Genomic DNA, 24,598 nt, shown 5'->3' with positions numbered 1-24,598 from the left:
TACTAATAGCATCTTTCACTCCACTTCAAGGAGACCCACCATGACAATCGACACCCCAATCCGCGCCGACGACACGCTGGCGGCCACCCACCGGGCCATGTGGGCCCTCGGCGACTATGCGCTGATGGCCGAAGAAGTGATGGCCCCGCTCGGACCCCTGCTGGTGGCCGCCGCTGGTATCGGACCGGGCGTTCATGTGCTCGACGTCGCCGCCGGGTCGGGCAACATCTCGCTACCCGCGGCCAGGACCGGCGCGACCGTCACGTCGACCGACCTCACCCCGGAGCTGCTCCAGCGCTCGCAGGCGCGCGCGTCCATGGAGTGCCTGAAGTTGCAGTACCAGGAGGCTAATGCCCAGGCACTTCCGTTCGACGACAACACATTCGACGCGGTGATCTCGGCGATCGGAGTGATGTTCGCCCCGGACCACCAGCGCGCCGCCGACGAGTTGGTCCGGGTATGCCGCCCGGGCGGCACGATCGGCCTGATCAGCTGGACGCAGGAGGGTTTCTTCGGCCGGATGCTGGCGACTATCAGGCCCTACCGGCCCAGCCTGTCGTCGGACCTGCCCCCGTCTGCCCTGTGGGGACGCGAGGCCTACATCACCGGGCTACTCGGGGACCGCGTCGCCGACGTCGAGACCCAGCGCGGGCTGCTCGAGGTGACGCGATTCGACACCGCCCAGGACGTCCACGACTACTTCAAGAACAACTACGGCCCGACGATCGAGGCGTACGAGAACATCGGGCGCAACGGGGTACTGGCCGCCGAACTCGACGCCCAGCTCGTCGAGCTTGCCGACGAATATCTGTCCAACGGCGCCATGGAATGGGAATACCTGCTGCTCACCGCGCACAAGCGGTGAAAACCGGAGCGGTCCGGCGCTCACATGTCGAGCAACTCGATGTGAGCGTCGGGTTCGCCGCCGGCGGCGGTGAACGCGGTGAGCGCGCGGACCAGCCCATGGCGTTCGGCCGGGGGCATCTTCTCGACGATGCGTGCGATCTCGGTACGCCGGTTGGCCGTCACCTTGGCGACCACTTCGCGGCCGCGCTTGGTGAGGGTGGCAAGCAGTTCGCGACGGGAGGTTGGGTGCGGCATGCGGTCGATCAGTCCTGCGCTGACCAGCCGATCGACCATGCGGCCGGTGGCCGACGGCTGCACACCCAACAGGGTCGCCAACGTCGCCAGATTCACCGGACCGCGGTTGGACAAGATGACCAGCGTGCGGAACTGCGGGATGGTGATCGTGTCGTCTACCGCGGCAATAGAATTAGCCGAGATACCGACCAACAGCCTTGACGCCGTCAACAACGAATCGGTGATCATGTCCAGCGAATCCGTGGTCGCATTCTCTGGTGCCATCGAAGCCCCCTTCCCCGGTGCTTAGCTAGAGCAGAGAAATTGTAACAGCCTCCTACAATGGAATAACTTAATTGTTGCTTGCCAATATAGTTGCTGACGGATTTGTTTGCGGGGAGCGGCGGCGACTTCGACACCGCAGGAGATCCGATGACCAGTTCCGTCTGCGAAGCCCCGGCAACCACGCACCGGGCCATGTGGCAACTCGGCGACTACCCCACCTACGCCGATGAGGTGTTGTCGCCGCTGGGACAGATACTGCCCTCCGCCTCGGGTATCGGCCCTGGTGACCTGGTTCTGGATGTCGCGGCCGGTACCGGCAACGCATCGATACCCGCAGCCGCGGCCGGCGCCCACGTGACCGCCATCGACCTGACCCCCGAACTGCTGCAGCATGCAAAGCTGCGAGCGGCCGAGCAAGGGCTGCGACTGCGTTGGCGTGAGGCCAACGCCGAGGCCCTGCCCTTCCGGGCGGAGGAGTTCGACGCGGTGCTCTCGTCTATCGGGTCCATGTTCGCCCCCCGCCAGCAGCGCACCGCCGACGAAATGGCCCGGGTCTGTCGCCGCGGGGGCAAGATCAGCGTGCTGAGCTGGACGCCGGACGGCTTCTACGGCCGGTTGCTGTCCGCCGTACGGCCCTTCCGTCCGATGATGCACCGCAGGTCCCCTCACGAAACATGGTGGGGTTGCCCGAGATACATCAGCGTGCTCTTCGGCGATCACGTCAGCGACATCCGCACGCGATCAGGTGCGTTGCGGGTCGACCGCTTCGACTCCCCCGAAGCCTGTCGCGACTACTTCAAGCGGCACTACGGTCCCGTCGTCAACGCCTACCGACAGATCGCCGGAGATCCGGCGTACACCGCCGCACTCGACGCGGAACTGGCCGAGCTCGCCGCCGAGTACCTCCACGACGGTGTAATGCGTTGGGAATACTTGATTTTCACTGCCCGGAAGCGCTGAACCACGTCACCCGATATGCAGCGGGTCGATCTGCACCCGAACCGGCTCATGGGTTTGCCGGGCGCTGAGCACACCCACCGCGCCGCGCAGTGCGGCGGCCAGCCGCAGGCCGTCCTCCCGGCGCACCCGAACCAGCATCCTGGTGACCGCGGCATCGGCCGCAATGCCCGCCGGCCGGCGCGCTCCCGCGGGCAGATCGACCGGTCCCAGCAGCTCCACCTCGTCGGGTAGCCGCGCCTCGTCGAGCAGGGTGGCCACCGCCTCCGCAGTGCCGTCCAGGGCGGCGATGTGCACACTCGGGGGCAGGCCCACCTCGGCGCGCGCCGCCAGCTCAGCGTCGGCGTGGCCGATCGGATCCCAGCGAATCAGCGACTGCACCGTCGGAAGCGCCGATTCGGCGACCACGGTGACCACCCCGCCGGCACCGCGGGGCCGTACCAGGGCAGCGGCGTTCATCCAGCGCCAGAGCGCGTCCTCGGCCGCGCGCAGGTCCTGGCGGCCCAGCAGTGCCCAGGTATCGAGCAACAACGCGGCACCGTAACCGCCCGCGGCACACGGTTCGGCGCCGGGAGTGGCCACCACCAGCGCCGGCCGCGCCGGCACCTCGGACACGATGACGTCGCCCGCGGAGGTGACCACCGAAGTGCCCGGGAATGCCCGGCCGAGTTCTTCGGCGGTGCGCCGGGCCCCGACAATTGCCGCACGTACCGCGTCGGACCCGCATCGACCGCAGCGCAGCGCCGGGTCGACCCGCCCGCACCAGCGGCACATAGCACCGCCACCACGATCGGTCAGCGCCAGCGGTCCGGTGCAATGCCGACAGCGCGCGATCGTTCGGCAACGACCGCACGCCAGCGACGGCACATAGCCGCGTCGCGGCACCTGCACCAGCACCGGAGCCCCGGATTCCAGCGCGGATCGGGCGGCCCGCAGCGCGATCGACGGCAGGCGCGCGGTGTGTGCCGCCGGGTCGCGCTCGTCGGCATATCCGCTGTCGTCGAGCGCCACCACCCGCGGCGTGCGAACTCGCACCACGGGCCGGGCCGCGACGATGTCCTGTGCCCACCCGCTGCGCACCAGCGCCTGCGCCTCCGCGGTCCGGGAGTAACCGCCGATCAGCGCGGCGCAGCGCGCCTGATGCGCACGCAGCATCGCCACCTCGCGGGCGTGCGGATACGGCGCCCGCGGCTCGGCCAGGCTGTCGTCGGCGTCCGACCACACCATGACCAGCCCGAGATCGGTCACCGGCGCAAACACCGCGCTGCGGGTCCCGATCACCACGCGCGCGCTGCCCCGTAGCGCGGCCAGCCACCGCCGGTACCGCGCGGCAGGGCCGAGTCCGGCGGACAGCGCCACCACACTGGCCTCGTCGACCCGCGCCACCGCCGCCTGCCACAACCGGTCGAGATCGCGCTGGTCGGGCACGATCGCCAGCGCCGAGTGTCCGGCCGCAACGGTCTGGGCGGCGGCCTCGGCGAACCGGTCCGCCCACGACTCCCCCGGCAGGGCCTGCCATACCGCCCGAGCGGCCCGGGATTCGGCCAGCGCATCCAGAAACTGACCGCCACGACCGTAGCCCTGCCAGGCGGCGGCATCCACCGGCTGCACCACCGGCAGGGCAGGTATCGCGGGCAATTCCTTCTCGACCCGGGCATGCCGGGCAGGCACAGCCAGGCGCAACACATCCGGCCTGGTGCCGGCGTAGCGTGCGGCGACCGCTTCGACCAGTCGCCGGATCTCCGGAGTGAGGACGGGTTCGGCGGAAACGACCCGGTCCAGCCAGCCGAGCTTTCCCGGATGGTCGGTGTCGTGGCGTCGTTCCAGCACGAACCCGTCGACCAACCGACCGTGAAAGCGCACCCGGACCCGCACTCCGGGCTGGGCGTCGTCGGACTGCTCCGGTGATACCAGATAGTCGAACTCACGATCCAGGTGCGGCACCGACAGCATCGGCAGCACCCGCGCGATCGGCTCCACTTCGGCCACCGCACCGGCAATAGGCCCAGTTACGTTGTCAGACAGACTTTTTCTCGTCACGGTGCGGCCACCGTAACTGCGCCCAGCGACAACTAGCTCTCGGCGGACGCGGTCACGTCGGTGCGGCCGAAGAAGAAACCGGCCGTGATCAGGATCTCGGCGGCGGCGTACGACCACCAGATCGGCACCGCCAACGCCTCGTTGCCCAGAATGAATCGGCTGATCGCGATCATCGAATCCGACGCCGCGAAGCACAACGCTCCCACGGCGGTCCAGATGGTGGGCAGCTTGGCCAGCAGCGCGGTGCACACCATCGCCGACAGCACGGTGATGTAGACCGTTACCGGGAGGGTCAGGTTTTCCTTGCCGTTGTCCAGATGCGGCCAGAACCAGGTCAGCATCGACGCCGAGGCCACCACCATCGCCGCGGCGGCTGCCATCCGCGGCCGGGACGGAGCGACGTGCGGAACCAGCGCACCCAGAAAACAGATGTGCGCCAACAGAAATGACCCCAGGCCCAGAACGAACGACATGGTCCACCACGGGATCGCGAGCAGCCAGTCACCACCGGCGGAGAACAGCAACGCAAACACCAGCCAGCGTCGCTCCCGGACGACGGGATGCGCAAAGGCGGCAACCATGAGCAGCAACGCCATCGACGCTTTGAACGGTGGCTGCAGGATCCACTGCCCAGTGAGTTCGCTGCCGGGCGGCAGACGCAAGGCGATGACCGTCAGGTAGACGCCGTAGGCGATTCCCGCCCAACCGGCGGCCACCCAGCCCATAACCATGAGGCGGGATGCGTACGGTACCTCCATGCCGAATTTCGACAACACCGCCTTGCTTCGGGGTAACGAGAAACCCGGAGTCGATCCCATCCTGCTGAAGGTACTGGACGCGGTTCCGTTTCGGCTATCGCCCGACGACGGAATTGACGCCGTCCGACAACGACTGCGTGACCTGCCGCGCAGGGCGGTGCATCCCGAACTGCGGGTCGAGGACCGTGCGATCGACGGGCCGGGCGGACCGATCAACATCAGAATCTACTGGCCGCCAACGCAGTCCACTGCACCAGTGGTGTTGTTCTTTCACGGCGGCGGCTTTGTGATGGGCGACCTGGACACCCACGACGGCACGTCGCGCCAACATGCGGTCGGCGCCGATGCGATCGTGGTCTCCGTCGACTACCGCCTGGCACCCGAGCACCCCTACCCTGCCGCTGTCGAGGATGCCTGGGCCGCAACGAGATGGGTTGCCGAGTGCGGTTCCGAGATCGGTGCCGACACCAGCCGGATCGCCGTCGCAGGTGACTCCGCGGGCGGCACCATCGCGGCCGCCGTCGCCCAGCGAGCCCGCGACGAAGGCGGGCCGGCCATCACATTCCAGCTGCTGTGGTACCCCTCCACCATGTGGGACACGTCGCTGCCGTCGTTTACCGAGAACGCCAACGCACTGATCCTGGATTCGAAGGCCATCGCCGACTTCTCCCGTTGGTACGCAGGGGAAGTCGACATGTCGAACCCACCGCCCGGGATGGCTCCGGGACGAGCGGACAACCTCGCTGACCTGCCGGCCGCCTACATCGCCGTTGCCGGGTTCGACCCGCTGCGCGACGACGGCATCCGCTACGGCGAGCTCCTGGCCGGCGCCGGTGTCCCCGCCGAGGTGCACAACGCCGAAACGATGGTGCACGGGTACGTCGGCTACGCCGGCGTAGTGCCCGCTGCCACCGCCGCGATGGAACGCGGTTTGGCCGCCTTGCGCGTTGCGCTACACGGGTAGCGGCCCGCCTGCATACGCTGTTTCCATGACGGACCCGACCAATGCCCGACCGGAGATCGATCCGCTGCTCAAGATGCTGCTCGATGCCGTTCCGCTGACCTTCACAGCGTCCGACGGTGTCGAGGTTGCCCGCACCCGGCTTGCCGCGCTCAAGGCTCCTCCGGAACTACTCCCTGATCTGCGGATCGAGGACCGCAAGATCGGCTACGGCGAACACACCGATATTCCAGTGCGGATCTACTGGCCCCCCACCGCGGCGCAGGACGACTTGCCGGTGGTCGTCTTCTACCACGGCGGCGGCTGGGCACTCGGCGACCTGGACACCCACGACCACGTCGCCCGTGCGCACGCCGTGGGTGCGGAGGCGATCGTGGTGTCCGTGGATTACCGGCTTGCCCCTGAGCATCCTCACCCGGCAGCGGTCGAGGACAGCTGGGCGGCACTGCGCTGGGTCGGGGAGAACGCCGCCGAACTGGGCGGTGATCCGTCCCGGATCGCCGTCGCCGGTGATTCCGCCGGTGGCAACCTCTCGGCGATCATGGCGCACCTGGCCCGCGACCACGACGGGCCATCGGTGGTCTTCCAGCTGTTGTGGTACCCGTCCTGCATCGGTGACCGGAGCCTGCCGTCGTTCATCGAGAACGCCAACGCACACATCCTCGACGACGACGTCATAGAGGCGTTCTTGAACTGGTACGTCCCTCACCTCGACGTCAGCGACCACACCACCCTGCCGGTGAATCTGGCCCCTGGTAACGGCGTGCTGGCCGGCCTGCCACCGGCGTTCATCGGCACGGCCCACCACGATCCGCTGCGCGACGACGGTGCGCGATATGCGGAATTGCTGAGCGAGGCAGGCGTTCCGGTGGAACTGGTCAACGAGCCGAACATGGTGCACGGGTACGTCAGTTTCGGCTTGGTGGTGCCGGCCGCCGCGGCGGCGACCAACCGCGGTCTCGCCGCGCTGAAGAAGGCGTTGCACTCCTGAATTTTCTTGCTTAAGAACGTTTTTGGCGATTGCGCCGAAAACCCGACTCTAACGACGGACTCGCCATAGGATGATCCGGTCGGGCTTGACGCTACCTGTCGGGAGGTACGCAATGTCATATGTGATCGCGGCGCCGGAGTGGGTGGCTGCCGCTGCCTCGGACCTGGCGAACATCGGCTCGACGCTGTCCGCCGCCAATGCCGCCGCGGCGTTTCCCACCACCGGCGTGCTGGCCGCGGGTGCCGACGAGGTGTCTGTGCTCATCGCCGCCATGTTCGGCGGCCACGCGCAGGCCTACCAGGCGTTGAGCGCACAGGCGTCGGCGTTCCATGCCCAATTCGTCGAACTGATGACCGGCGGTGCGAACGCCTACGCGGCCGCAGAAGCCTCAAATGTCGAACAGACGCTGCTGAACGCGATCAACACCCCCACTCAGGTGCTGCTCGGACGTCCGTTGATCGGCAACGGCGCCGACGGCGCGACACCGGGCGCGGCCGGCGGGGCCGGCGGGCTGCTGTACGGCAACGGGGGCAACGGTGCTGCTGGAGTCAGCGCCGGCGTGGCCGGTGGTGCGGGCGGAGCCGCCGGGTTGATCGGCAACGGCGGCGCCGGCGGGGTCGGTGGTGTGGGGGCCGCCGGCGGCGCGGGCGGCAACGGCGGGTGGCTGTACGGGACCGGCGGCGCCGGAGGAACGGGTGGAGTGGGTGCCACCGTCATGACCGGGCCCGGCGGTGCGGGCGGCATGGGCGGCGCCGGCGGTGCTGGCGGCCTGTTCGGCAACGGAGGGGTCGGCGGACAAGGGGGCCAGGGTGGAATCAATCCGGCCGACCTCGCACTAGGTGGCCCCGGTGGCGCGGGTGGTGCCGGTGGAACCGCGTTATTCGGCAATGGTGGCACCGGCGGGGTTGGTGGACTGGGCGGCGCGGGACTCGGCGGCGGTGGCCTCAGCGGAGCGGGCGGCGCGGGCGGTTCAGTACAGCTCGTCGGCCACGGCGGAGCCGGCGGGGCCGGCGGGAACGCCATCGGTGGCGGCGGCGCTGGCGGCGCCGGCGGTACCGGCGGATCTGTCGGGCTGATCGGCGACGGCGGCGCAGGGGGGGCCGGCGGAACCGGCTTGTTCAGCAATGGCGGAGGCGGAGGCAACGGCGGCGTCGGCGGACTGTTGTACGGCAACGGTGGCGGCGGCGGGACCGGCGGGTCGATCGTCACCAACAGCACCAATATCGGCGGCGCCGGCGGTGCTGGCGGTGCGGCCCGGCTGTTTGGTAACGGCGGGGCCGGCGGCGCAGGCGGCAACGGCAATGCCGGGGGCGGCAATGGCGGTGCGGGCGGCGTGGCAGGCCAGTTCGGAAACGGCGGAGCCGGCGGCAACGCCGGAAGTGCAGCCGGAGGACGCGGGCCCGGCGGCATCGGCGGCGCCGGTGGCTTCGCGAACCTCTTCGGCAACGGTGGCGCCGGTGGCGCCGGTGGGACCAGCGGATTCGACCCGATCGCCTTCACCGGGGTGAAGGGCGGCGCGGGAGGTGCCGGCGGAACCGCCGGCTGGATCGGCGCGGGCGGAGTAGGCGGCGCGGGAGGTGCTGGGGGCAGTGGCACCGCATTCATTAATTCCCCTGGTGGTCCAGGCGGAACGGGTGGCGATGGCGGGGCCGCCAGGCTGCTCGGCAACGGCGGCGACGGCGGCAACGGCGGTCCCGGCGGAGCGCCCGGGACAGGCAGCATCGGCGGCACCGGCGGGGTCGCCGGCAACGGCGGCGCCCGCGGGCAACTGCTGGGTGGCTCCGGCGCCACCGGGCTCCCCGGCGCGCCGGGCTGACGCGCACTGGTGGACCAGCTGGTCTTCCTACGGCGGGTCTGCACAGTTCGTCGGCAATGTCGGTGCGGGGTGGCTCCGGCGGGCCCAACCGCATCCTGGTAAGGACTTGAGGGGCGGCGAGGCATTCTGCCGGGTTAGCGAAGCCGCACGGCTTAAACGTGATTCCGGGCCGTACGCTGCGAATAGCAGCAATGCACCACCGAAGTTCGGCGGCGTGCAACGCCATCGGAGGAATGCGCAATGGCTACCGCTCCTGACCACGAAGTCCTGATCGTCGGCGCCGGGTTCTCCGGTATCGGCGCCGCCATCAAGCTCGACGAGGCGGGATTCGCCGACTATCTGATCGTCGAATCCGGCGACGGCGTCGGCGGCACCTGGTACTGGAACACCTATCCCGGTATCGCCGTGGACATTCCGTCGTTCTCCTACCAATTCTCGTTCGAGCAGAGCCCGGACTGGTCACGCACCTACGCACCGGGGCGGGAACTCAGGGCATACGCCGAACACTGCGTGGAGAAGTACGGCATCAGGTCCCGAATCAGGTTCAACACCAAGGTGATCGCCGCGGAGTTCGACCAGGAGCACGGCCTGTGGCGGGTGCATACCGACCCCGGCGGGGAGGTCACCGCCCGGTTCATCATCAGCGCCAGCGGGGTTTTGACGGTGCCCAAACTGCCCGACATTGACGGGGTCGATTCTTTCGACGGCACCACCATGCACACCGCGCGCTGGGACCACAGCCAGGACTTGACGGGCAAGCGCGTCGGGATCATCGGCACCGGCGCCTCGGCCGTCCAGATCATCCCGGAGATCGCGCCGGCGGTCGCGAGCCTGACAGTCTTTCAGCGCACGCCCATCTGGTGCTTCCCGAAGTTCGACGTTCCGCTGCCGGCGGCGGTGCGCTGGGCGATGCGGATTCCCGGCGGCAAAGCGGTGCAGCGGGCGCTCAGCCAGGCCTTCGTCGAAGCCAGTTTCCCGATCTCGGCGCACTATTTCACGGTGTTTCCACTGGCCAAATGGATGGCGGCGGCGGGACGCCGATACCTGCGCCAGGAGGTCGACGACCCCGAGGTGCGCGAACAGCTGACGCCGCAATATGCGGTGGGTTGCAAACGGCCGGGCTTCCACAACACCTATCTGTCCACGTTCAACCGCGACAACGTGCACTTGGTCATCGAACCCATCGACAAGATCACCCCGTCGTCCGTCACCACCACCGATGGCGCCTCCCACGACGTCGATGTGTTGATCCTGGCCACCGGCTTCAAGGTGCTCGATACCGACGACGTACTGACTTATGCGGTCACCGGCGTGGGGGGACAATCGTTGAGCCGGTTCTGGGACGAGCACCGCACCCAGGCCTACGAGGGCGTCAGCATTCCCGGCTTCCCGAATTTCTTCGCCGTCTTCGGGCCCTACGGCTATGTCGGGTCGTCCTACTTCGCGCTGATCGAGACCCAGACCCACCACATCCTGCGCTGCCTGAAACGGGCACGCCAACAGGGTGCGACGCGGGTCGAGATCACCGAGGAAGCCAACGACCGGTATTTCGCCGAGATGATGCGCCGGCGCTATCGGCAAGTGTTCTGGCAGGACAGCTGCCGGCTGGCCAACAGCTACTACTTCGACAAGAACGGCGACGTTCCGCTGCGACCCACCACGACGGTCGAAGCCTATTGGCGCAGTAGGCATTTCGATTTGGACGACTACCGATACACGGGATAGGCCCGCACTTTTCCCGGGCTGCGAGCGCCCGCGTTTCGCCGACGACACGCCGCGACAGCCGGCATTTTTGCGGACGCTCGCGCCAGCACGGGACGCACCCGCGGCTAGGCTCAGACCATGGCGAAAGTGTTCTCCCGAATCGACGAGTCGCTGCGTGAGTTCATCGGCGAACAGGCAATGTTCTTCGTCGCCACCGCCCCGTCTGAGGGCGGTCGAATCAACCTGTCCCCCAAGGGATACGCCGACACCTTCGCGGTACTCGACGATCACACCGTCGCCTACCTGGATCTGTTCGGCAGCGGCGTGGAGACCATTGCGCACCTGCGGGACAACGGCCGGATCACGCTGATGTTCTGCTCGTTCACCCGCAACTCGCGCATTCTGCGACTGTTCGGCACCGGGCGGGTGCTGCGCCCGGATGACGACGACTTCGCCAGTGTGCGAGCGCATTTCGGCGAGCTTCGAGCGGGAGTGCGGGCAGCAATTGTGATCGACGTGGAACGGATCGCCGACGCGTGCGGGTTCGCGGTGCCCTACTACGAACTCGTCGACGAGCGACCCGTGCTCGACAACTATCACAGCAAGCAGCCGCACGAGGCGTACTCGGGCACCATCGGCCGGAATCAGCACAGCATCGACGGCCTGGCCGGGCTGGACCCCGACCACCCGCTGCCGCCGCTTGGCTGACGCCGGCGAGCAGACGCAAAAGCACCCGACACGCCGGGCGTGCGGGTGCTTTTGCGTCTGCTCGCGCAGGGGAGGCTAGATCGCGCGCTTGAGGTCGTCGACCTTGTTCAGCTGCTCCCACGGCAACTCGATGTCGGTGCGGCCGAAGTGCCCGTAGGCGGCTGTCGGCGCATAGATCGGCCGCAGCAGGTCCAGGTCTCGGATGATCGCGCCGGGCCGCAGGTCGAACACCTCGGGAACGATCTTCTCGATCTTGATCGGGTCCACGATCGCGGTGCCGAACGTCTCGATGAACAGGCCGACCGGGGCTGCCTTGCCGATGGCGTAGGCCACCTGAACCTCGACCCGCTCCGCGAGCCCGGCGGCGACGATGTTCTTGGCCACCCAGCGCATCGCGTAGGCCGCCGACCGGTCCACCTTCGAGGGGTCCTTGCCGGAGAATGCACCACCGCCGTGACGCGCCCAGCCACCGTAGGTGTCGACGATGATCTTGCGGCCGGTCAGCCCGGCGTCGCCCATCGGGCCACCCAGAACGAACTTGCCGGTCGGGTTGACCAGCACTCGCGTGGCAGAGGAGTCCAGCGTCTCGTGCGCCAGGTCTTCGAGCACCGTCTGCAGCACATGCTTGCGGATGTCAGGGTCCAGCGTCTTCTCCAGGTCGATCCCGTCGGAATGCTGGGTGGAGACCACAACCGTGTCCAAGCGCACCGGGACGTTGTCCTCGTACTCGATGGTGACCTGGGTCTTGCCGTCCGGCCGCAGGTAGGGCAGCGTCCCGTTCTTGCGGACCTCGGTCAGTCGACGCGACAGCCGGTGCGCCAGCGCGATCGGCAGCGGCATCAATTCCGGGGTGTCATTGATCGCGTAACCGAACATCAGGCCCTGGTCGCCGGCTCCCTGGGAGTCCAGCGGATCCGCCGCGCCCTCGACGCGGGCCTCGTGAGCGGTGTCGACGCCCTGAGCGATGTCCGGCGACTGTGCGCCGATGCCGATGTTGACCCCGCAGGACGCGCCGTCGAAACCCTTCTCCGAAGAGTCATAACCGATGTCCAGGATTCTCGCGCGGACCGTGTTGGTGATGTCGGCGAAGGCCTCCTTCGCCGAGGTCGTCACCTCTCCCACCACATGCACCTGCCCGGTGGTCACCAATGTCTCGACCGCCACACGTGACCGCGGGTCGTCCGCCAGCAGCGCGTCAAGGACCGAGTCACTGATCGCGTCACAGATCTTGTCTGGATGCCCCTCGGTCACCGACTCGCTGGTAAATAGCCGACCCTTCTCGCTCACCCTGGTCCGTCCTTCCAGTCCATGCCCGCCCAACCGTTAGTTAGGCGAATTATTTTCCGTTGCCTTAAAGCAAACCGGACTCAACGGCCAGTCTGCAAATTCTCGGGGTGGTTCCCGACGGGCGACGCTGCCCGGCACGCGTTATCTGTCTGAGGCGGCGTCCCCATGCAGGAATGCTGCGATCGCATCCACGATACGGCTTGCCATCAGAGTCTTGGATCCGTGCTGCAGCGCCGACTCGGTGCCGTCCGCGGCCAGCAACCAGCCGTCGTTGCTGTCGACCTCGAAGGCCCGGCCGTCGCCGACGGCATTGACGACCAACAGGTCGCAGCCCTTGCGGCGGAGCTTGGCGCGGGCATGGAAGAGCACATCTCCGTTAGCGTCACCGGTCTCGGCCGCGAACCCCACGATCGCGCGCATGTTGGGCAACTGGCCGTGCGCGCGGTCCTGCACCGCACCGGCCAGCACGTCGTCGTTGCGGACCAGTTCGATGGTCGGTGAGTCCTGTTCACTCTTCTTGATCTTGGCGGTGGCAACCTGGGTAGGCCGGAAGTCGGCCACTGCCGCCGCCATGACCAGCACGTTGGCCTCCGGCGCGTGCTTGGACACCGCACTACCGAGTTGCTCGGCGGAACTGACGTGCACCACGTTCACGCCGGCCGGGTCGATGAGTCCCGCGGTGTGCCCTGCGATGAGCGTGACCTCCGCGCCGCGCTGGGCGGCTACCCTCGCGACGGCATACCCCTGCTTGCCGGAGCTGCGGTTGCCGATGAAACGCACCGGATCGATCGCCTCCCGGGTGCCACCGGCGGTGACCAGCACCCTGCAGCCCGCCAGGTCGTACGGAAGCGCGTCGTGGCGCTCCAACAGCAGGTGGGCGAGCGTGGTGATCTCCTCGGCCTCGGGCAGCCGGCCAGCGCCGCTGTCCGACCCGGTGAGGCGCCCGGAGGCGGGTTCGAGCACCACCGCGCCGCGACGTCGCAGCGTGGCGACGTTGTCGACGGTTGCCGGGTGCAACCACATCTCGGTGTGCATGGCCGGCGCGAACATCACCGGGCAGCGGGCGGTGAGAAGCGTTCCGGTCAGCAGGTCGTCCGCCCGGCCGGCCACCGCGCGGGCGAGCAGGTCGGCGGTTGCCGGGGCGACCACCACCAGATCCGCCTGCTGGCCGAGCCGAACGTGGGGCACCTCGGGAACGTCCTGGAAGACACCGGTGCGGATTGGCTCCCCGGACAGCGCCTCGAAGGTGGCGGCGCCGACGAAGCGCAACGCTGAGTCGGTGGGAATGACCCGGACCCGGTGGCCGGCTTCGGCGAGCTGACGGACAACAGTGCAGGCCTTGTAGGCCGCGATACCGCCGGAAACTCCGACAACGACGCGCTTGGGGCTGCGCTTGCTGCGCTCACTGCGCTGTCCCTCCATTGCGCGCCAGCCCCTGTTACTCGCCCTCGGTGTGTTCGAGCAGGTCGGCGTGAATTTCGCGCATCGCGATCGAAAGCGGCTTCTCCTGCAAGCCGGGTTCGACCAGCGGGCCGACGTACTCGAGGATGCCCTCGCCAAGCTGGTTGTAGTAATCGTTGATCTGCCGGGCCCGCTTGGCCGCGTAAATCACCAGCGCGTACTTGCTCGAGACGCGGTCCAGCAACTCGTCGATGGGCGGGTTGGTGATGCCCAGCGGGGTGTCGTAAGCGCCAGCCCCACCGGCCGACGGATCAAACTGATCCACGGCGGCGACGGCGGTCAACGACGTGTCGGACTGCGGAATGGTCACGTAGAAAATCTCCTGGCGCTCGGCTGCTCGTAGTGCGTTCAAACGGTTTTGAACGGTGAAAAAATCGATTTTGAAATTCCGGGATCCGCTAAACGGTGTCTGGGACGGTTCCCACCAGCAAGGATACCAATTCGGCGCACGCAGACTCTAATCGACTGTTGACCACCACCACGTCGAAGTCGCCCTGGGCGGCCAATTCGACACGTGCGGTGTCCAGCCGACGCTGGATGACGTCGGGAGTTTCGGTGCCGCGACCTATCAGCCGGGCCTCAAGATCTTCCCAACTCGGCGGCGCCAGAAACACGGTGAGCGCCTCCGGCATGGCGTGCTTGACGGCTCGGGCCCCGGCCAGGTCGACCTCGATGAGTACCGGGAAGCCGGCTGCCGTGGCTGCGCGCACCGGTTCGGCCAACGTGCCCGATCGGTGCAATCCCCCGTGGATTTCCGCCCATTCCAGCAGTTCGCCCTGATCGATCAACTGCTGGAAACGGGCTGGGCTGACGAAGTGATAGTCGACGCCGTCGACCTCCCCCGGCCTTGGTGCTCGCGTCGTGGCCGAGACGCTGAAGTGCAGGTTCGGTATCCGCTCACGCAGACACCGAACCACCGTCGACTTGCCGACCGCGGAGGGACCGGACAGCACGACCACATGGCCTGCATCCGGTCCCCCGCCGGCGCTCACCGGCACTCCCGGTCGGTGAGCCGACTAGGAGCCGAACTTTTCCAGCAGAGCCTTGCGCTGACGGTCGCCCAAGCCACGCAGGCGGCGGGTCGGCGCGATCTCGAGCTCGGTCATGATCTCCTGCGCCTTGACTTTGCCCACCTTCGGCAACGCCTCCAACAGCGCAGACACCTTCATCTTGCCGAGAACTTCGTCGCTCTCAGCGTCCTTGAGCACCTGGGTGAGGTTGGTGCCGCCACGCTTGAGCCGATCCTTGAGCTCAGCTCGTGCTCGACGTGCGGCAGCAGCCTTCTCCAACGCGGCCGCGCGCTGCTCGTCGGTCAACTGGGGAAGGGCCACGATTCCTCCGTCTCTCATCGATATCTTTCGGATATCTGTCGATCTACTTTGTCTCGGCCGGGTACTCCAGCCAGCGCAGACGACCGTACTCACGGTTCGGAACGAAATCTAACCCGGCCCCCCGGTTCCGGGGTCATTTGTCCAGCGTGAGTCCCTCCGGGAGGCACCGGCGGCGGCCGCCCAGCGGCCGGTCCAGCAACGTCTACAGTCGCCCCGGCCGCACCGCGTGACGGGACGCGCGGCGCCCCACCCAGACCCGCAAAAAGCCCTCTTGAACTGCTGTTATGCCACCACTCAGGCGGCCGCGTCGGACACCTGTGAGGTCGGCGGCCGTGCCGGCAGCAGACAACCGCCGGTCGTAGTGCCGCGGATCACGCATTTGGCTGGGGCTTCGCGGCGTGTCGCGGCGTCAGCCTGCGTCGAGGTAGCCGACGGAGTCGAGCATGCGTTCGGCGGCAGCACGCAACGCCGCGACGCCCGGCCCGGCCCTCAGCACCTCACGCGATACCGCGGGCCACAGCTGCTGCGACGCCGCGCCGCCGAGGCCGGCCAGCGCCTCGGCACGCCCGCCCTGCGCCCCAACGCCGGGCACCAGGACCGGGCCACCCAGCTCACTCAGATCCGGCGCCTGCAGCACGGTGGCCCCGACGACGACGCCGAAGGACCCGCCGTTCGCCCCCTGATTGGCCTGCGCGACGTGATCGACGATCAGCTGAGCCACCGTGCGTCCGCCGACATCGGCCCGCTGGACCGTCGAACCCTCGGGGTTGGACGTGGCCGCCAGGACGAACACCCCGCGGCCATTCTGCGCGGCGACTTCCAGCAGCGGCCGCAGCGACCCGAACCCCAGATACGGCGACGCCGTCACGGCGTCGGCGGCCAGCGGCGAATCGCCGGCCCACGCGGTGGCGTAGGCGGCCATAGTCGACCCGATATCGCCCCGTTTCGCGTCGGCCAGCACCAGCACGCCGTTGGCCCGCAGTGCGGCGGTGGTCCGCTCGAGCACCGCGAAACCCGCCGAACCGTACGCCTCGAAGAACGCCACCTGAGGTTTGACCATTGCGAATCCGGCATAGGCGTCGACGCAGACGTCGCAGAACGCGGCCAGGCCGTCGGCCGTGACCGGCAGCTCCCAGGCGCGTAACAGCTCGGGATGCGGATCGATCCCCAGACAGAGCGGCCCACGGCTCGACCGCGCCTGCGCCAGCCGATCCCCGAAACCAGTCACTTTCTGGTGCCGATAGCGCGGTGCAACTCCTGCAGCGACTGGACGTCGATGTCGCCGCGGATCCCCGCCTCGATGCCCTGCACCGCCGCCGAGGCGCCTTGAACCGTGGTGATGCAGGGGATGTTGACGGCCACCGCGACCGACCGGATCTCATAGCCGTCCACCCGCGGCCCCGAATTGCCGTACGGGGTATTGATCACCATGTCGACCTCGCCGGCCCTGATCGCGTCGACCGCCGACATCGGCGGCCGGCCTTCCTGCGGCGCTTCGAAATGCTTGCGTACCTCGTCGCAGGGAATTCCGTTGCGGCGGAGCATTTCCGCCGTGCCTTCGGTGGCCAGAACCCGAAAACCCAAGTCGGCCAGCCTTTTCACCGGGAAAACCAGTGATCGTTTGTCCCGGTTGGCAACCGAAACGAACACCGTACCCCGCGTCGGCAGCGAGCCGTAGGCGGCGGTCTGGCTCTTGGCGAAGGCGCTGCCGAAGTCACGGTCGATGCCCATCACCTCACCGGTCGACTTCATCTCCGGACCGAGCAGTGAATCGATCGCCGCGCCGTCCGCGCGCCGGAAACGGTGGAACGGCAGCACCGCTTCCTTGACCGCGATCGGCGCATCGGTGGCCACGTTGCCGCCGTCCCCCGCTTCGGCCAGCATCCCCTCCTCGCGAAGCTGGGAAATGCTGGCGCCCAACATGACTCGTGCACAGGCTTTGGCCAGTGGGATCGCTGTCGCCTTGGATACGAAAGGCACGGTACGGCTCGCTCTGGGGTTGGCCTCCAGCACGTACAACACGTCATCTTTCAGGGCGTATTGCACGTTGAGCAGGCCCACCACGCCGATGCCGTGCGCGATGGCCTCCGTCGCCTTACGCACCTTCTCGATATCGCTGCGGCCCAGGGTCACCGGCGGCAGTGCGCACGCCGAGTCACCGGAGTGGATTCCGGCCTCCTCGATGTGCTCCATGATGCCGCCGATGTAGACCTCGGTGCCGTCGCACAACGCGTCGACGTCAATCTCGACCGCGTCCTCGAGGAACCGGTCGACCAGCACCGGATGTTCGGGGGACAGCTCGGTGGCCCGGGTGATGTAGCCCTTGAGCGTCTCCTCGTCGTAGACGATCTCCATGCCGCGACCGCCAAGCACGTAGGACGGCCGCACCAGCACCGGGTAGCCGATGTCAGCCGCGATGCGCCGGGCCTGCTCGAATGTGGTTGCCGTGCCGTACTTTGGCGCGGGCAGCCCAGCGGTGTTCAGCACGTCGCCGAACGAGCCGCGGTCCTCGGCCAGGTCGATGGCCGCCGGCGGAGTGCCGACGATCGGGACGCCGGCGTCGGCGAGCCGTTGCGCCAGCCCGAGTGGGGTCTGGCCGCCCAGCTGCACGATGACACCCACCACGCCCGGTCCCCCGGCACCGGACTGTTCTTCGGCGTGGTACACCTCGAGCACGTCCTCGAACGTCAGCGGCTCGAAGTACAGCCGGTCGGCGGTGTCGTAGTCGGTGGACACCGTCTCCGGGTTGCAGTTGACCATGACGGTCTCAAAACCGGCCTCGCTCAACGTGGTTGCGGCATGCACACAGCTGTAGTCGAATTCGATGCCCTGTCCGATGCGGTTGGGTCCGGAACCGAGAATGAGCACCTTGGGCCGCTCGGTCTGCGGGGCCACCTCGGTCTCCGCGGCCGGGTCGAGTTCGTAACTGCTGTAGTGATACGGCGTCTTGGCTTCGAACTCGGCGGCGCAGGTGTCCACCGTTTTGTACACCGGATGGATGCCCAGCCGTTCACGCAGCGACCGTACGCCGTTCTCACCGGCCAGTTCCGGACGCAGCGACGCGATCTGGCGATCGGAGAGTCCGCAGTGCTTAGCGTGCCGAAGCAATTCGGCATCCAGCACGGGAGCATCGACGAGTTCGGCGCGCAGCGCCACCAGTTCGTCGATCTGGGCGACGAACCAGGGGTCGACACCGCTGGCCTGGGCCACCTGCTCCACCGAGCCGCCGAGCCGCAGCGCCAGCTCGATGTCGTAGAGCCTGCCCTCGGTCGGGGTCTGCAGCCGGGTGAGCACGTCGTCCACCGAGCCCTCGGCGTCCGGCTTCGTCCAGAACCCGGCACGGGTGGTCTCCAGCGACCGCATCACCTTACCCAGCGCCTCGATGAAGTTGCGGCCCAACGACATCGCCTCACCGACGGACTTCATGGTGGTGGTCAAAGTGTCGTCGGCGCCGGGGAATTTCTCGAACGCGAAACGCGGCGCCTTGACCACGACGTAGTCCAGAGTCGGTTCGAAGCAGGCCGGTGTCTCCTTGGTGATGTCGTTGACGATCTCGTCGAGGTTGTAGCCGATGGCCAGTTTGGCGGCGATCTTGGCGATCGGGAAGCCGGTGGCCTTGGACGCCAACGCACTCGATCGCGACACCCGCGGGTTCATCTCGATGACGATGAGCCGGCCGTCTTTGGGGTTGACCGCGAACTGGATGTTGCAGCCGCCGGTGTCCACGCCGACCTCACGCAGAATGGCGATGCCCAGGTCCCGCATCCGCTGGTATTCGCGGTCGGTCAGCGTCATCGCGGGCGCCACGGTGACCGAGTCACCGGTGTGCACCCCCATCGGGTCCACGTTCTCGATCGAGCACACCACCACCACGTTGTCGTGGCCGTCGCGCATCAGTTCGAGCTCGAATTCCTTCCAGCCGTAGATCGACTCCTCGATCAGCACGTTGGCGCTGGGGCTGGCGGCCAGGCCGGCGCCGGCCATCCGGTCGACCTCCTCGACCGACCGCGCCATGCCCGATCCCAGGCCACCCATGGTGAAGCTGGGCCGCACTACCACCGGCAGACCGAGCTCCCGGACCGTCTCGCGCACTTCGTCCATGGTGAAACACACTCGACTGCGCGCAGATTCACCGCCGACCTTGGCGACGATGTCCTTGAACTTCTGCCGGTCCTCACCGCGCTGGATGGCCTCGAAGTCCGCGCCGATGAGCTCGATCCCCCAGCGCTCCAGGGCCCCGTTCTCGTAGAGCGCGACCGCGGTGTTGAGGGCGGTCTGCCCGCCCAGAGTGGCCAGCAGGGCATCGATCTTGTTGCCGCGCTCGGCCTGCTGGGCCATCACCCGCTCGACGAACTCCGGTGTGATCGGTTCCACGTAGGTGTGATCGGCGAATTCCGGGTCGGTCATGATGGTGGCCGGGTTGGAGTTGACCAGGCTGACCTGCAGTCCCTCCGCGCGCAGCACCCGGCAGGCCTGGGTGCCGGAGTAGTCGAACTCGCAGGCCTGGCCAATGACGATCGGCCCGGAGCCGATCACCAGCACATGGTTGAGATCCGTTCGCCTCGGCATCAGCGCTCTCCTTCCGCGGCGCGAGCGTCCGCATCTGCAGCCCGTTTTCGGCGTGTCTCCGTACCGACACGCGCGCTCGCGGTCATCGATGAGCCTCCATCAGGTCGACGAACTGGTCGAAAAGGTATTCCGCGTCGTGCGGTCCGGCGGCGGCCTCCGGGTGGTACTGAACTGAAAAGGCGCGCCCGTCAACAAGTCTGACCCCTTCGACCACGCCATCGTTGGCGCACGTGTGACTGACCTGCGCCGTGCCGAACGGCGTGTCGAAGGATTGACCGGCCTCTCCCTCCAGCGCGAAGCCGTGGTTCTGGGAGGTCACCGCTACCCGCCCGGTGCCGTGGTCGATCACCGGAATGTTGATCCCCCGGTGGCCGAACACCATTTTGTAGGTCGACAACCCCAGTGCGCGGCCCAGGATCTGGTTGCCGAAACAGATTCCGAACAGCGGCAATCCAGCACCCAGCACCTCCCGGGTGAGCGCAACGGTGTGGTCGGCGGTGGCCGGGTCACCGGGGCCGTTGGACAGGAACACTCCATCGGGTTTGAGTGCGGCGAGCTGCTCGAAGGTCGTCGACGAGGGCAGCACATGGCTGCGGATGCCGCGCCGGGCAAAGTTCCGCGGTGTGTTCGTCTTGATGCCGAGGTCCAGGGCCACCACCGTAAAGCGTGGCGTGCCTTCGGGTTCCACGATGTAGGTCTCGGGTGTGCTGACTTCGCCGGCCAGGTCGGCGCCCAGCATGGGCTGCTGCCCGCGGACCCGATCGACCAGCTGCTCGGGCTCGGCCAGCGCCGCGCCGGAGAACACCCCCGCCTTCATCGAGCCTCGGCTGCGCAGGTGGCGCACGACCGCTCGGGTGTCGATTCCGGCGATCCCGACGATCCGCTGGCGGACCAGCTCGGCCTCCAGCGTGGTGGTGGCGCGCCAGTTGGAGGCACGTGGCGACGGATCGCGCACCGCGTAGCCGGCAACCCAGATCTTGTCGCCGCGGCTCTCGGCGTCCTCGTCGTTCCAGCCGGTGTTGCCGATCTGCGGGGCGGTGGCCACCACGATCTGGCGGTGGTAGCTGGGGTCGGTCAGGGTCTCTTGATAACCGGACATGCCGGTGCTGAACACGGCTTCGCCGAGCGTCTGACCGATCGCCCCGAATGTGGTGCCGGTGAAGACGCGGGCGTCTTCGAGCACCAGCAGAGCCTTACTCATCCGCGCCACTCCTCTCCCCCGCAATCGGGGTACCTCCCACTTGGGCAGGCGTGCCCCCGCATCGCTTTGTGCGCTGCGTGATCGTTGACACGACTCATTTGCGGGGTCCCCTCACCGTGGTTGCCTCGGCGCGACTCACGCGGCGTCCTCCTCTATCCAATGCACATACTCGTCACGGTTGTCCGCCCGGAAACCCGTATCGATCTCGGTGCCGGACGGCAGCCGCCACCGGATCGCCAGGACTCCGTTGCGGGCCGCGACCTTACCCGCGACGCCCCGCTCGGTGCGGATGGCGGTGATGGACTCCTGCGGGATCCAGATCGGTTGTGCGCGAATACGTTCGACCAGGATTCCTTGGGGATAACGGACCAGAACCGCCTTGCTTCGGTAACCGAGGTCGCCCACCGCGACCCGGTCGTTCCAGGCCGGCGACAGCGTACTGCCGACGTAGAGGCCACGAGTGCTCACCGCCGGGGCGCCGACCGTGTCGGGCAGCCCGGGCAGCTCGCCGATCAGGTCGACCTGCGCTTCGGCCCGGCGCCGCCAGCCCCGCATCATCAGGTGGATCGCCACCGCCAGCAACACCACCAGGACCGCCGCGAAGATCAACGATGCCACCAGGGTGCCCGAATTCATGCCGGGCTCTTCCCGTCCCGTGCGGTGATCTTTCCGCGCAGCAGTGTCGCGGTCACTGTGGCCGGTAGCGTCATCGCTTCGTACGGGGTGTTGTCCGACCGGCTGGCCAGCGCTTCGCCGCTGACCGTCCAGCTGTGCTCGGGATCGACGATGGTCAGGTTCGCCGGCTCGCCCACTTCGAGGGGCCGGCCGTGGTCGGGCAGACCGACGATGCGGGCCGGGTTCTCACTCATCACGCGGGCGACGTCACGCCAGCTCAGCAGTCCAGGCCGCACCATCGTCTGCACCACCACCGACAGCGCGGTCTGCAGCCCCAGCATGCCGGGGCGCGCGGAAGCGAACTCGCAACATTTCTCGTGCTCGGCGTGTGGGGCGTGATCGGTGGCCACACAGTCGATGACCCCGTCGGCCAGCGCCTGGCGTAATGCCAGCGCGTCGGAAGCCTCGCGCAGCGGTGGGTTGACCCGATTACGCCCGTCGTAGCTGACCAGCCTGCCGTCGTCGAGCAACAAGTGGTGCGGCGTGACCTCGGCGGTGATCGAAATACCTTGTTGCTTGGCCCATTTGAGAATTTCTACGGTGCCCGCGGTGGAGGCATGGCAGATATGAACCCGTGCGCCGGCGTCGCGGGCCAGCAGGGCGTCACGAGCGACGATGGATTCTTCGGCGGCTCTGGGCCACCCCGCGAGTCCGAGGCGGGCGGCAGTGGGCCCTTCGTGCGCAACGGCGCCAACGGTCAGCCGGGGCTCTTCGGCGTGCTGCGCGATCAGTACGCCCAGGCCGGTGGCGTATTCCAGCGCCCGGCGCATCACCAGCGGATCGTGCACACAGATGCCGTCGTCGGAGAACATCCGCACCTGCGCCGCGCCGGCGTGCATCATCCCCATCTCGGTCAACTCGACGCCGGCCAGGCCGACGGTGACCGCACCGACGGGATGCACGTCGACCAGGCCGACCTGGCGGCCGCGGTGCCAGACATGGTCGGTCACCACCGGGCTGTCGGCCACCGGGTTGGTGTTGGCCATCGCGAAGACCGCGGTGTAGCCGCCGAGAGCCGCTGCCGCCGAACCGGTTTCGATGTCCTCGGCGTATTCGCGGCCAGGTTCGCGCAGGTGGGTGTGCAGGTCGACGAAGCCGGGCAGCATGATGTGGCCGGTGGCGTCGATGACGTCTTGCGCCTCTTCGAGGCGCCCCGCCGCGGCCAGGTCCGGGCCGATGTCCGCGATCTGCCCGTCATCGACGAGTACGTCGACCTGCTCGCCTTCTCCGTACAGACGGACGCCCCTGATCAACACCGTCATGCCGCGACTTCCTCCGCCCCGACCAGCACATGGAACAGCACCGCCATCCGTACGTGCACTCCGTTGGAAACCTGCTGCAGCACCGCCGATTGCGGCGAGTCGGCCACCGAAGAGGAGATCTCCATGCCGCGCAGCATCGGGCCCGGGTGCAGCACCACCGCGTGGTCGGGCAGCAGTGCCTGGCGCCGGGCGGACAGACCGTACCGAGTCGAGTACTCGCGCACCGACGGGAAAAAGCCGCCGTTCATGCGTTCGGCCTGGACTCGCAGCATCAGGACGCCGTCGGCGGCGGGCAGTTCGGCGTCGAAGTCTCCCGAGACGGTGACCGGCCAGCCCGCCACGCCGCGCGGCAGCAGCGTCGGGGGCGCCACGAGCACGATCTCGGCGCCCAGCGTATGCAGCAGCATCACGTTGGAGCGGGCAACCCTGCTGTGCAGAATGTCGCCGACGATGACGATGCGGCGCCCCTCGATCCCGCCGAGCCGCTGCCGGATGGTCAGGGCGTCCAGCAGCGCCTGGGTGGGGTGCTCATGGGTGCCGTCTCCGGCGTTGATCACCGACGGTGCCGAGCTGCCGGCAGCCGCGGTCCAGTCGGCCAGCAGGTGCGCGGCCCCGGATGCGGGGTGCCGGATGATCAGCGCGTCGGCGCCGGCGGCCCGCAGCGTCAGCGCGGTGTCGCGCAGCGATTCGCCCTTGCCCACCGACGACCCGGACGCGCTGACGTTGACCACATCCGCGCTCATCCACTTGCCCGCGACTTCGAAGGACACCCGGGTGCGGGTGGAGTTCTCGTAGAACATCGTCACCACGGTGCGGCCGCGCAGCGTCGGCAACTTCTTGACGTCGCGGCCCACCAGCGCCTGCGCGAAGCGGTCGGCATCGTCGAGGATCGCGGTGGCCTCGTCGCGGGTCAGGTCGCCAGCGGCCAACAGGTGCCTTGGGGTCATCGGGTGATCACCACGCCGTCTCGTCCGTCGTCTTCCTTGAGTTGCACGTGCACGCTCTCGTTGCGCGAGGTGGGCACGTTCTTGCCGACGTAGTCGGCGCGTATCGGCAGCTCGCGGTGGCCGCGGTCGACCAATACCGCCAGCTGTACGGCCCGCGGCCGGCCCACATCGCGCAGCGCGTCGAGGGCGGACCGGGTCGAGCGCCCGGAGTACAGCACGTCGTCGACGAGGATGACCAATGCGTCGTCGATGCCGCCGGCCGGGATGGAAGTGGTTTCCAGCGGACGTGGCGGCTTGATCATCAGGTCGTCGCGATAAGGAGTGATATCCAGCGAGCCGTGACCGACGTCCACACCGCTGTATTCGGCGATATTGGCGGCCAGGCGGCTGGCCAGGGTCACCCCGCGCGTCGGAATGCCGAGCAGTACCACTCGAGCCGAATCCGGGTTGTCCAGCGCGGTCTTTTCGATGATCTGATGCGCCATACGGGAAATGGTGCGACCGACATCGGCCGCTGACATCAATTCCCGCGGATCATTGGCACCCATGCGAGATCTTGACCTCC

Annotated in this window: 22 protein-coding genes; 7 read left to right on the top strand and 15 right to left on the bottom strand. The window is 67.8% G+C overall.

Annotation, left to right across the window (positions count from 1 at the left end; genetic code table 11):
* The first annotated feature begins 40 nt into the window (after positions 1–40).
* Positions 41–865, top strand: a complete 825-nt coding sequence (locus tag JX552_RS12670; protein ID WP_205877730.1) for a class I SAM-dependent methyltransferase — start codon at positions 41–43, stop codon at positions 863–865.
* Between the two features lie 20 nt (positions 866–885).
* Here the strand turns inward: JX552_RS12670 and JX552_RS12665 are convergent, their stop codons facing one another.
* The gene (locus JX552_RS12665; protein WP_205877729.1) at positions 886–1,365 is read right to left on the bottom strand and encodes a MarR family transcriptional regulator; all 480 of its coding nucleotides are present in this window, start codon (positions 1,363–1,365) and stop codon (positions 886–888) included.
* 147 nt (positions 1,366–1,512) lie between these two features.
* Here JX552_RS12665 and JX552_RS12660 point away from each other — a divergent pair, with 147 nt between their 5' ends.
* Positions 1,513–2,325: a class I SAM-dependent methyltransferase gene (locus JX552_RS12660; protein ID WP_205877728.1), complete on the top strand. Its 813-nt coding sequence runs from the start codon at positions 1,513–1,515 to the stop codon at positions 2,323–2,325.
* A gap of 6 nt (positions 2,326–2,331) precedes the next feature.
* Here JX552_RS12660 and JX552_RS12655 read toward each other — a convergent pair whose 3' ends face one another.
* Both JX552_RS12655 and JX552_RS12650 read right to left on the bottom strand, forming a co-directional pair.
* A complete protein-coding gene (locus tag JX552_RS12655) occupies positions 2,332–4,275 on the bottom strand; it encodes a primosomal protein N' (RefSeq protein WP_205878398.1) in 1,944 nt (647 codons plus the stop codon).
* A gap of 119 nt (positions 4,276–4,394) precedes the next feature.
* A complete protein-coding gene (locus tag JX552_RS12650) occupies positions 4,395–5,120 on the bottom strand; it encodes a lysoplasmalogenase (protein WP_205877727.1) in 726 nt (241 codons plus the stop codon).
* Here JX552_RS12650 and JX552_RS12645 point away from each other — a divergent pair.
* From JX552_RS12645 to JX552_RS12625, 5 genes are all read left to right on the top strand, one after another.
* Complete coding sequence (locus tag JX552_RS12645) at positions 5,119–6,084, top strand: alpha/beta hydrolase (protein WP_205877726.1); 966 nt, start codon at positions 5,119–5,121, stop codon at positions 6,082–6,084. The genes JX552_RS12650 and JX552_RS12645 overlap by 2 nt on opposite strands.
* A 25-nt stretch (positions 6,085–6,109) precedes the next feature.
* Complete coding sequence (locus JX552_RS12640; RefSeq protein WP_205877725.1) at positions 6,110–7,072, top strand: alpha/beta hydrolase; 963 nt, start codon at positions 6,110–6,112, stop codon at positions 7,070–7,072.
* A gap of 112 nt (positions 7,073–7,184) precedes the next feature.
* A complete protein-coding gene (locus tag JX552_RS12635) occupies positions 7,185–8,888 on the top strand; it encodes a PE family protein (protein ID WP_205877724.1) in 1,704 nt (567 codons plus the stop codon).
* 240 nt (positions 8,889–9,128) lie between these two features.
* Entirely contained in the window at positions 9,129–10,613 is a 1,485-nt protein-coding gene (locus JX552_RS12630) for a flavin-containing monooxygenase (protein ID WP_205877723.1), read from the top strand.
* A gap of 117 nt (positions 10,614–10,730) precedes the next feature.
* Positions 10,731–11,300, top strand: a complete 570-nt coding sequence (locus tag JX552_RS12625) for a pyridoxamine 5'-phosphate oxidase family protein (protein ID WP_205877722.1) — start codon at positions 10,731–10,733, stop codon at positions 11,298–11,300.
* 75 nt (positions 11,301–11,375) lie between these two features.
* Here the strand turns inward: JX552_RS12625 and metK are convergent, their stop codons facing one another.
* The 12 genes from metK to pyrR form a co-directional block, all read right to left on the bottom strand.
* On the bottom strand, positions 11,376–12,587 hold the full coding sequence (gene metK, locus JX552_RS12620; protein ID WP_205877721.1) for a methionine adenosyltransferase: 1,212 nt from the start codon (positions 12,585–12,587) through the stop codon (positions 11,376–11,378).
* A 141-nt stretch (positions 12,588–12,728) separates the two neighbouring features.
* Entirely contained in the window at positions 12,729–14,009 is a 1,281-nt protein-coding gene (gene coaBC, locus JX552_RS12615) for a bifunctional phosphopantothenoylcysteine decarboxylase/phosphopantothenate--cysteine ligase CoaBC (RefSeq protein ID WP_205877720.1), read from the bottom strand.
* Between the two features lie 16 nt (positions 14,010–14,025).
* On the bottom strand, positions 14,026–14,358 hold the full coding sequence (gene rpoZ / locus JX552_RS12610; protein WP_205877719.1) for a DNA-directed RNA polymerase subunit omega: 333 nt from the start codon (positions 14,356–14,358) through the stop codon (positions 14,026–14,028).
* 88 nt (positions 14,359–14,446) lie between these two features.
* Positions 14,447–15,040, bottom strand: coding sequence for a guanylate kinase (gmk, locus tag JX552_RS12605; RefSeq protein WP_431195949.1), 594 nt, complete (start codon positions 15,038–15,040; stop codon positions 14,447–14,449).
* Between the two features lie 24 nt (positions 15,041–15,064).
* Entirely contained in the window at positions 15,065–15,379 is a 315-nt protein-coding gene (gene mihF / locus JX552_RS12600) for an integration host factor, actinobacterial type (protein ID WP_036355303.1), read from the bottom strand.
* 409 nt (positions 15,380–15,788) lie between these two features.
* Positions 15,789–16,607, bottom strand: a complete 819-nt coding sequence (gene pyrF / locus JX552_RS12595) for an orotidine-5'-phosphate decarboxylase (RefSeq protein WP_205877718.1) — start codon at positions 16,605–16,607, stop codon at positions 15,789–15,791.
* Positions 16,604–19,948, bottom strand: coding sequence for a carbamoyl-phosphate synthase large subunit (gene carB, locus JX552_RS12590; protein ID WP_205877717.1), 3,345 nt, complete (start codon positions 19,946–19,948; stop codon positions 16,604–16,606). Before carB ends, pyrF begins: the two co-directional genes overlap by 4 nt.
* Positions 19,949–20,030: 82 nt before the next feature.
* A complete protein-coding gene (gene carA, locus JX552_RS12585) occupies positions 20,031–21,149 on the bottom strand; it encodes a glutamine-hydrolyzing carbamoyl-phosphate synthase small subunit (RefSeq protein ID WP_205877716.1) in 1,119 nt (372 codons plus the stop codon).
* A 135-nt stretch (positions 21,150–21,284) separates the two neighbouring features.
* Entirely contained in the window at positions 21,285–21,785 is a 501-nt protein-coding gene (locus tag JX552_RS12580) for a PH-like domain-containing protein (protein ID WP_205877715.1), read from the bottom strand.
* A complete protein-coding gene (locus JX552_RS12575) occupies positions 21,782–23,086 on the bottom strand; it encodes a dihydroorotase (protein ID WP_205877714.1) in 1,305 nt (434 codons plus the stop codon). Before JX552_RS12575 ends, JX552_RS12580 begins: the two co-directional genes overlap by 4 nt.
* A complete protein-coding gene (locus tag JX552_RS12570) occupies positions 23,083–24,033 on the bottom strand; it encodes an aspartate carbamoyltransferase catalytic subunit (protein WP_205877713.1) in 951 nt (316 codons plus the stop codon). The genes JX552_RS12575 and JX552_RS12570 overlap by 4 nt, the downstream gene beginning before the upstream one ends.
* Positions 24,030–24,581, bottom strand: coding sequence for a bifunctional pyr operon transcriptional regulator/uracil phosphoribosyltransferase PyrR (gene pyrR, locus JX552_RS12565; protein ID WP_205877712.1), 552 nt, complete (start codon positions 24,579–24,581; stop codon positions 24,030–24,032). The genes JX552_RS12570 and pyrR overlap by 4 nt, the downstream gene beginning before the upstream one ends.
* Between the last annotated feature and the right edge of the window lie 17 nt (positions 24,582–24,598).

Origin of the sequence: Mycobacterium gordonae (genome assembly GCF_017086405.1) — a bacterium.
In the GTDB taxonomy this organism is placed as follows: domain Bacteria; phylum Actinomycetota; class Actinomycetes; order Mycobacteriales; family Mycobacteriaceae; genus Mycobacterium; species Mycobacterium gordonae_D.
This window is presented reverse-complemented; position numbering and strand designations above follow the sequence as displayed.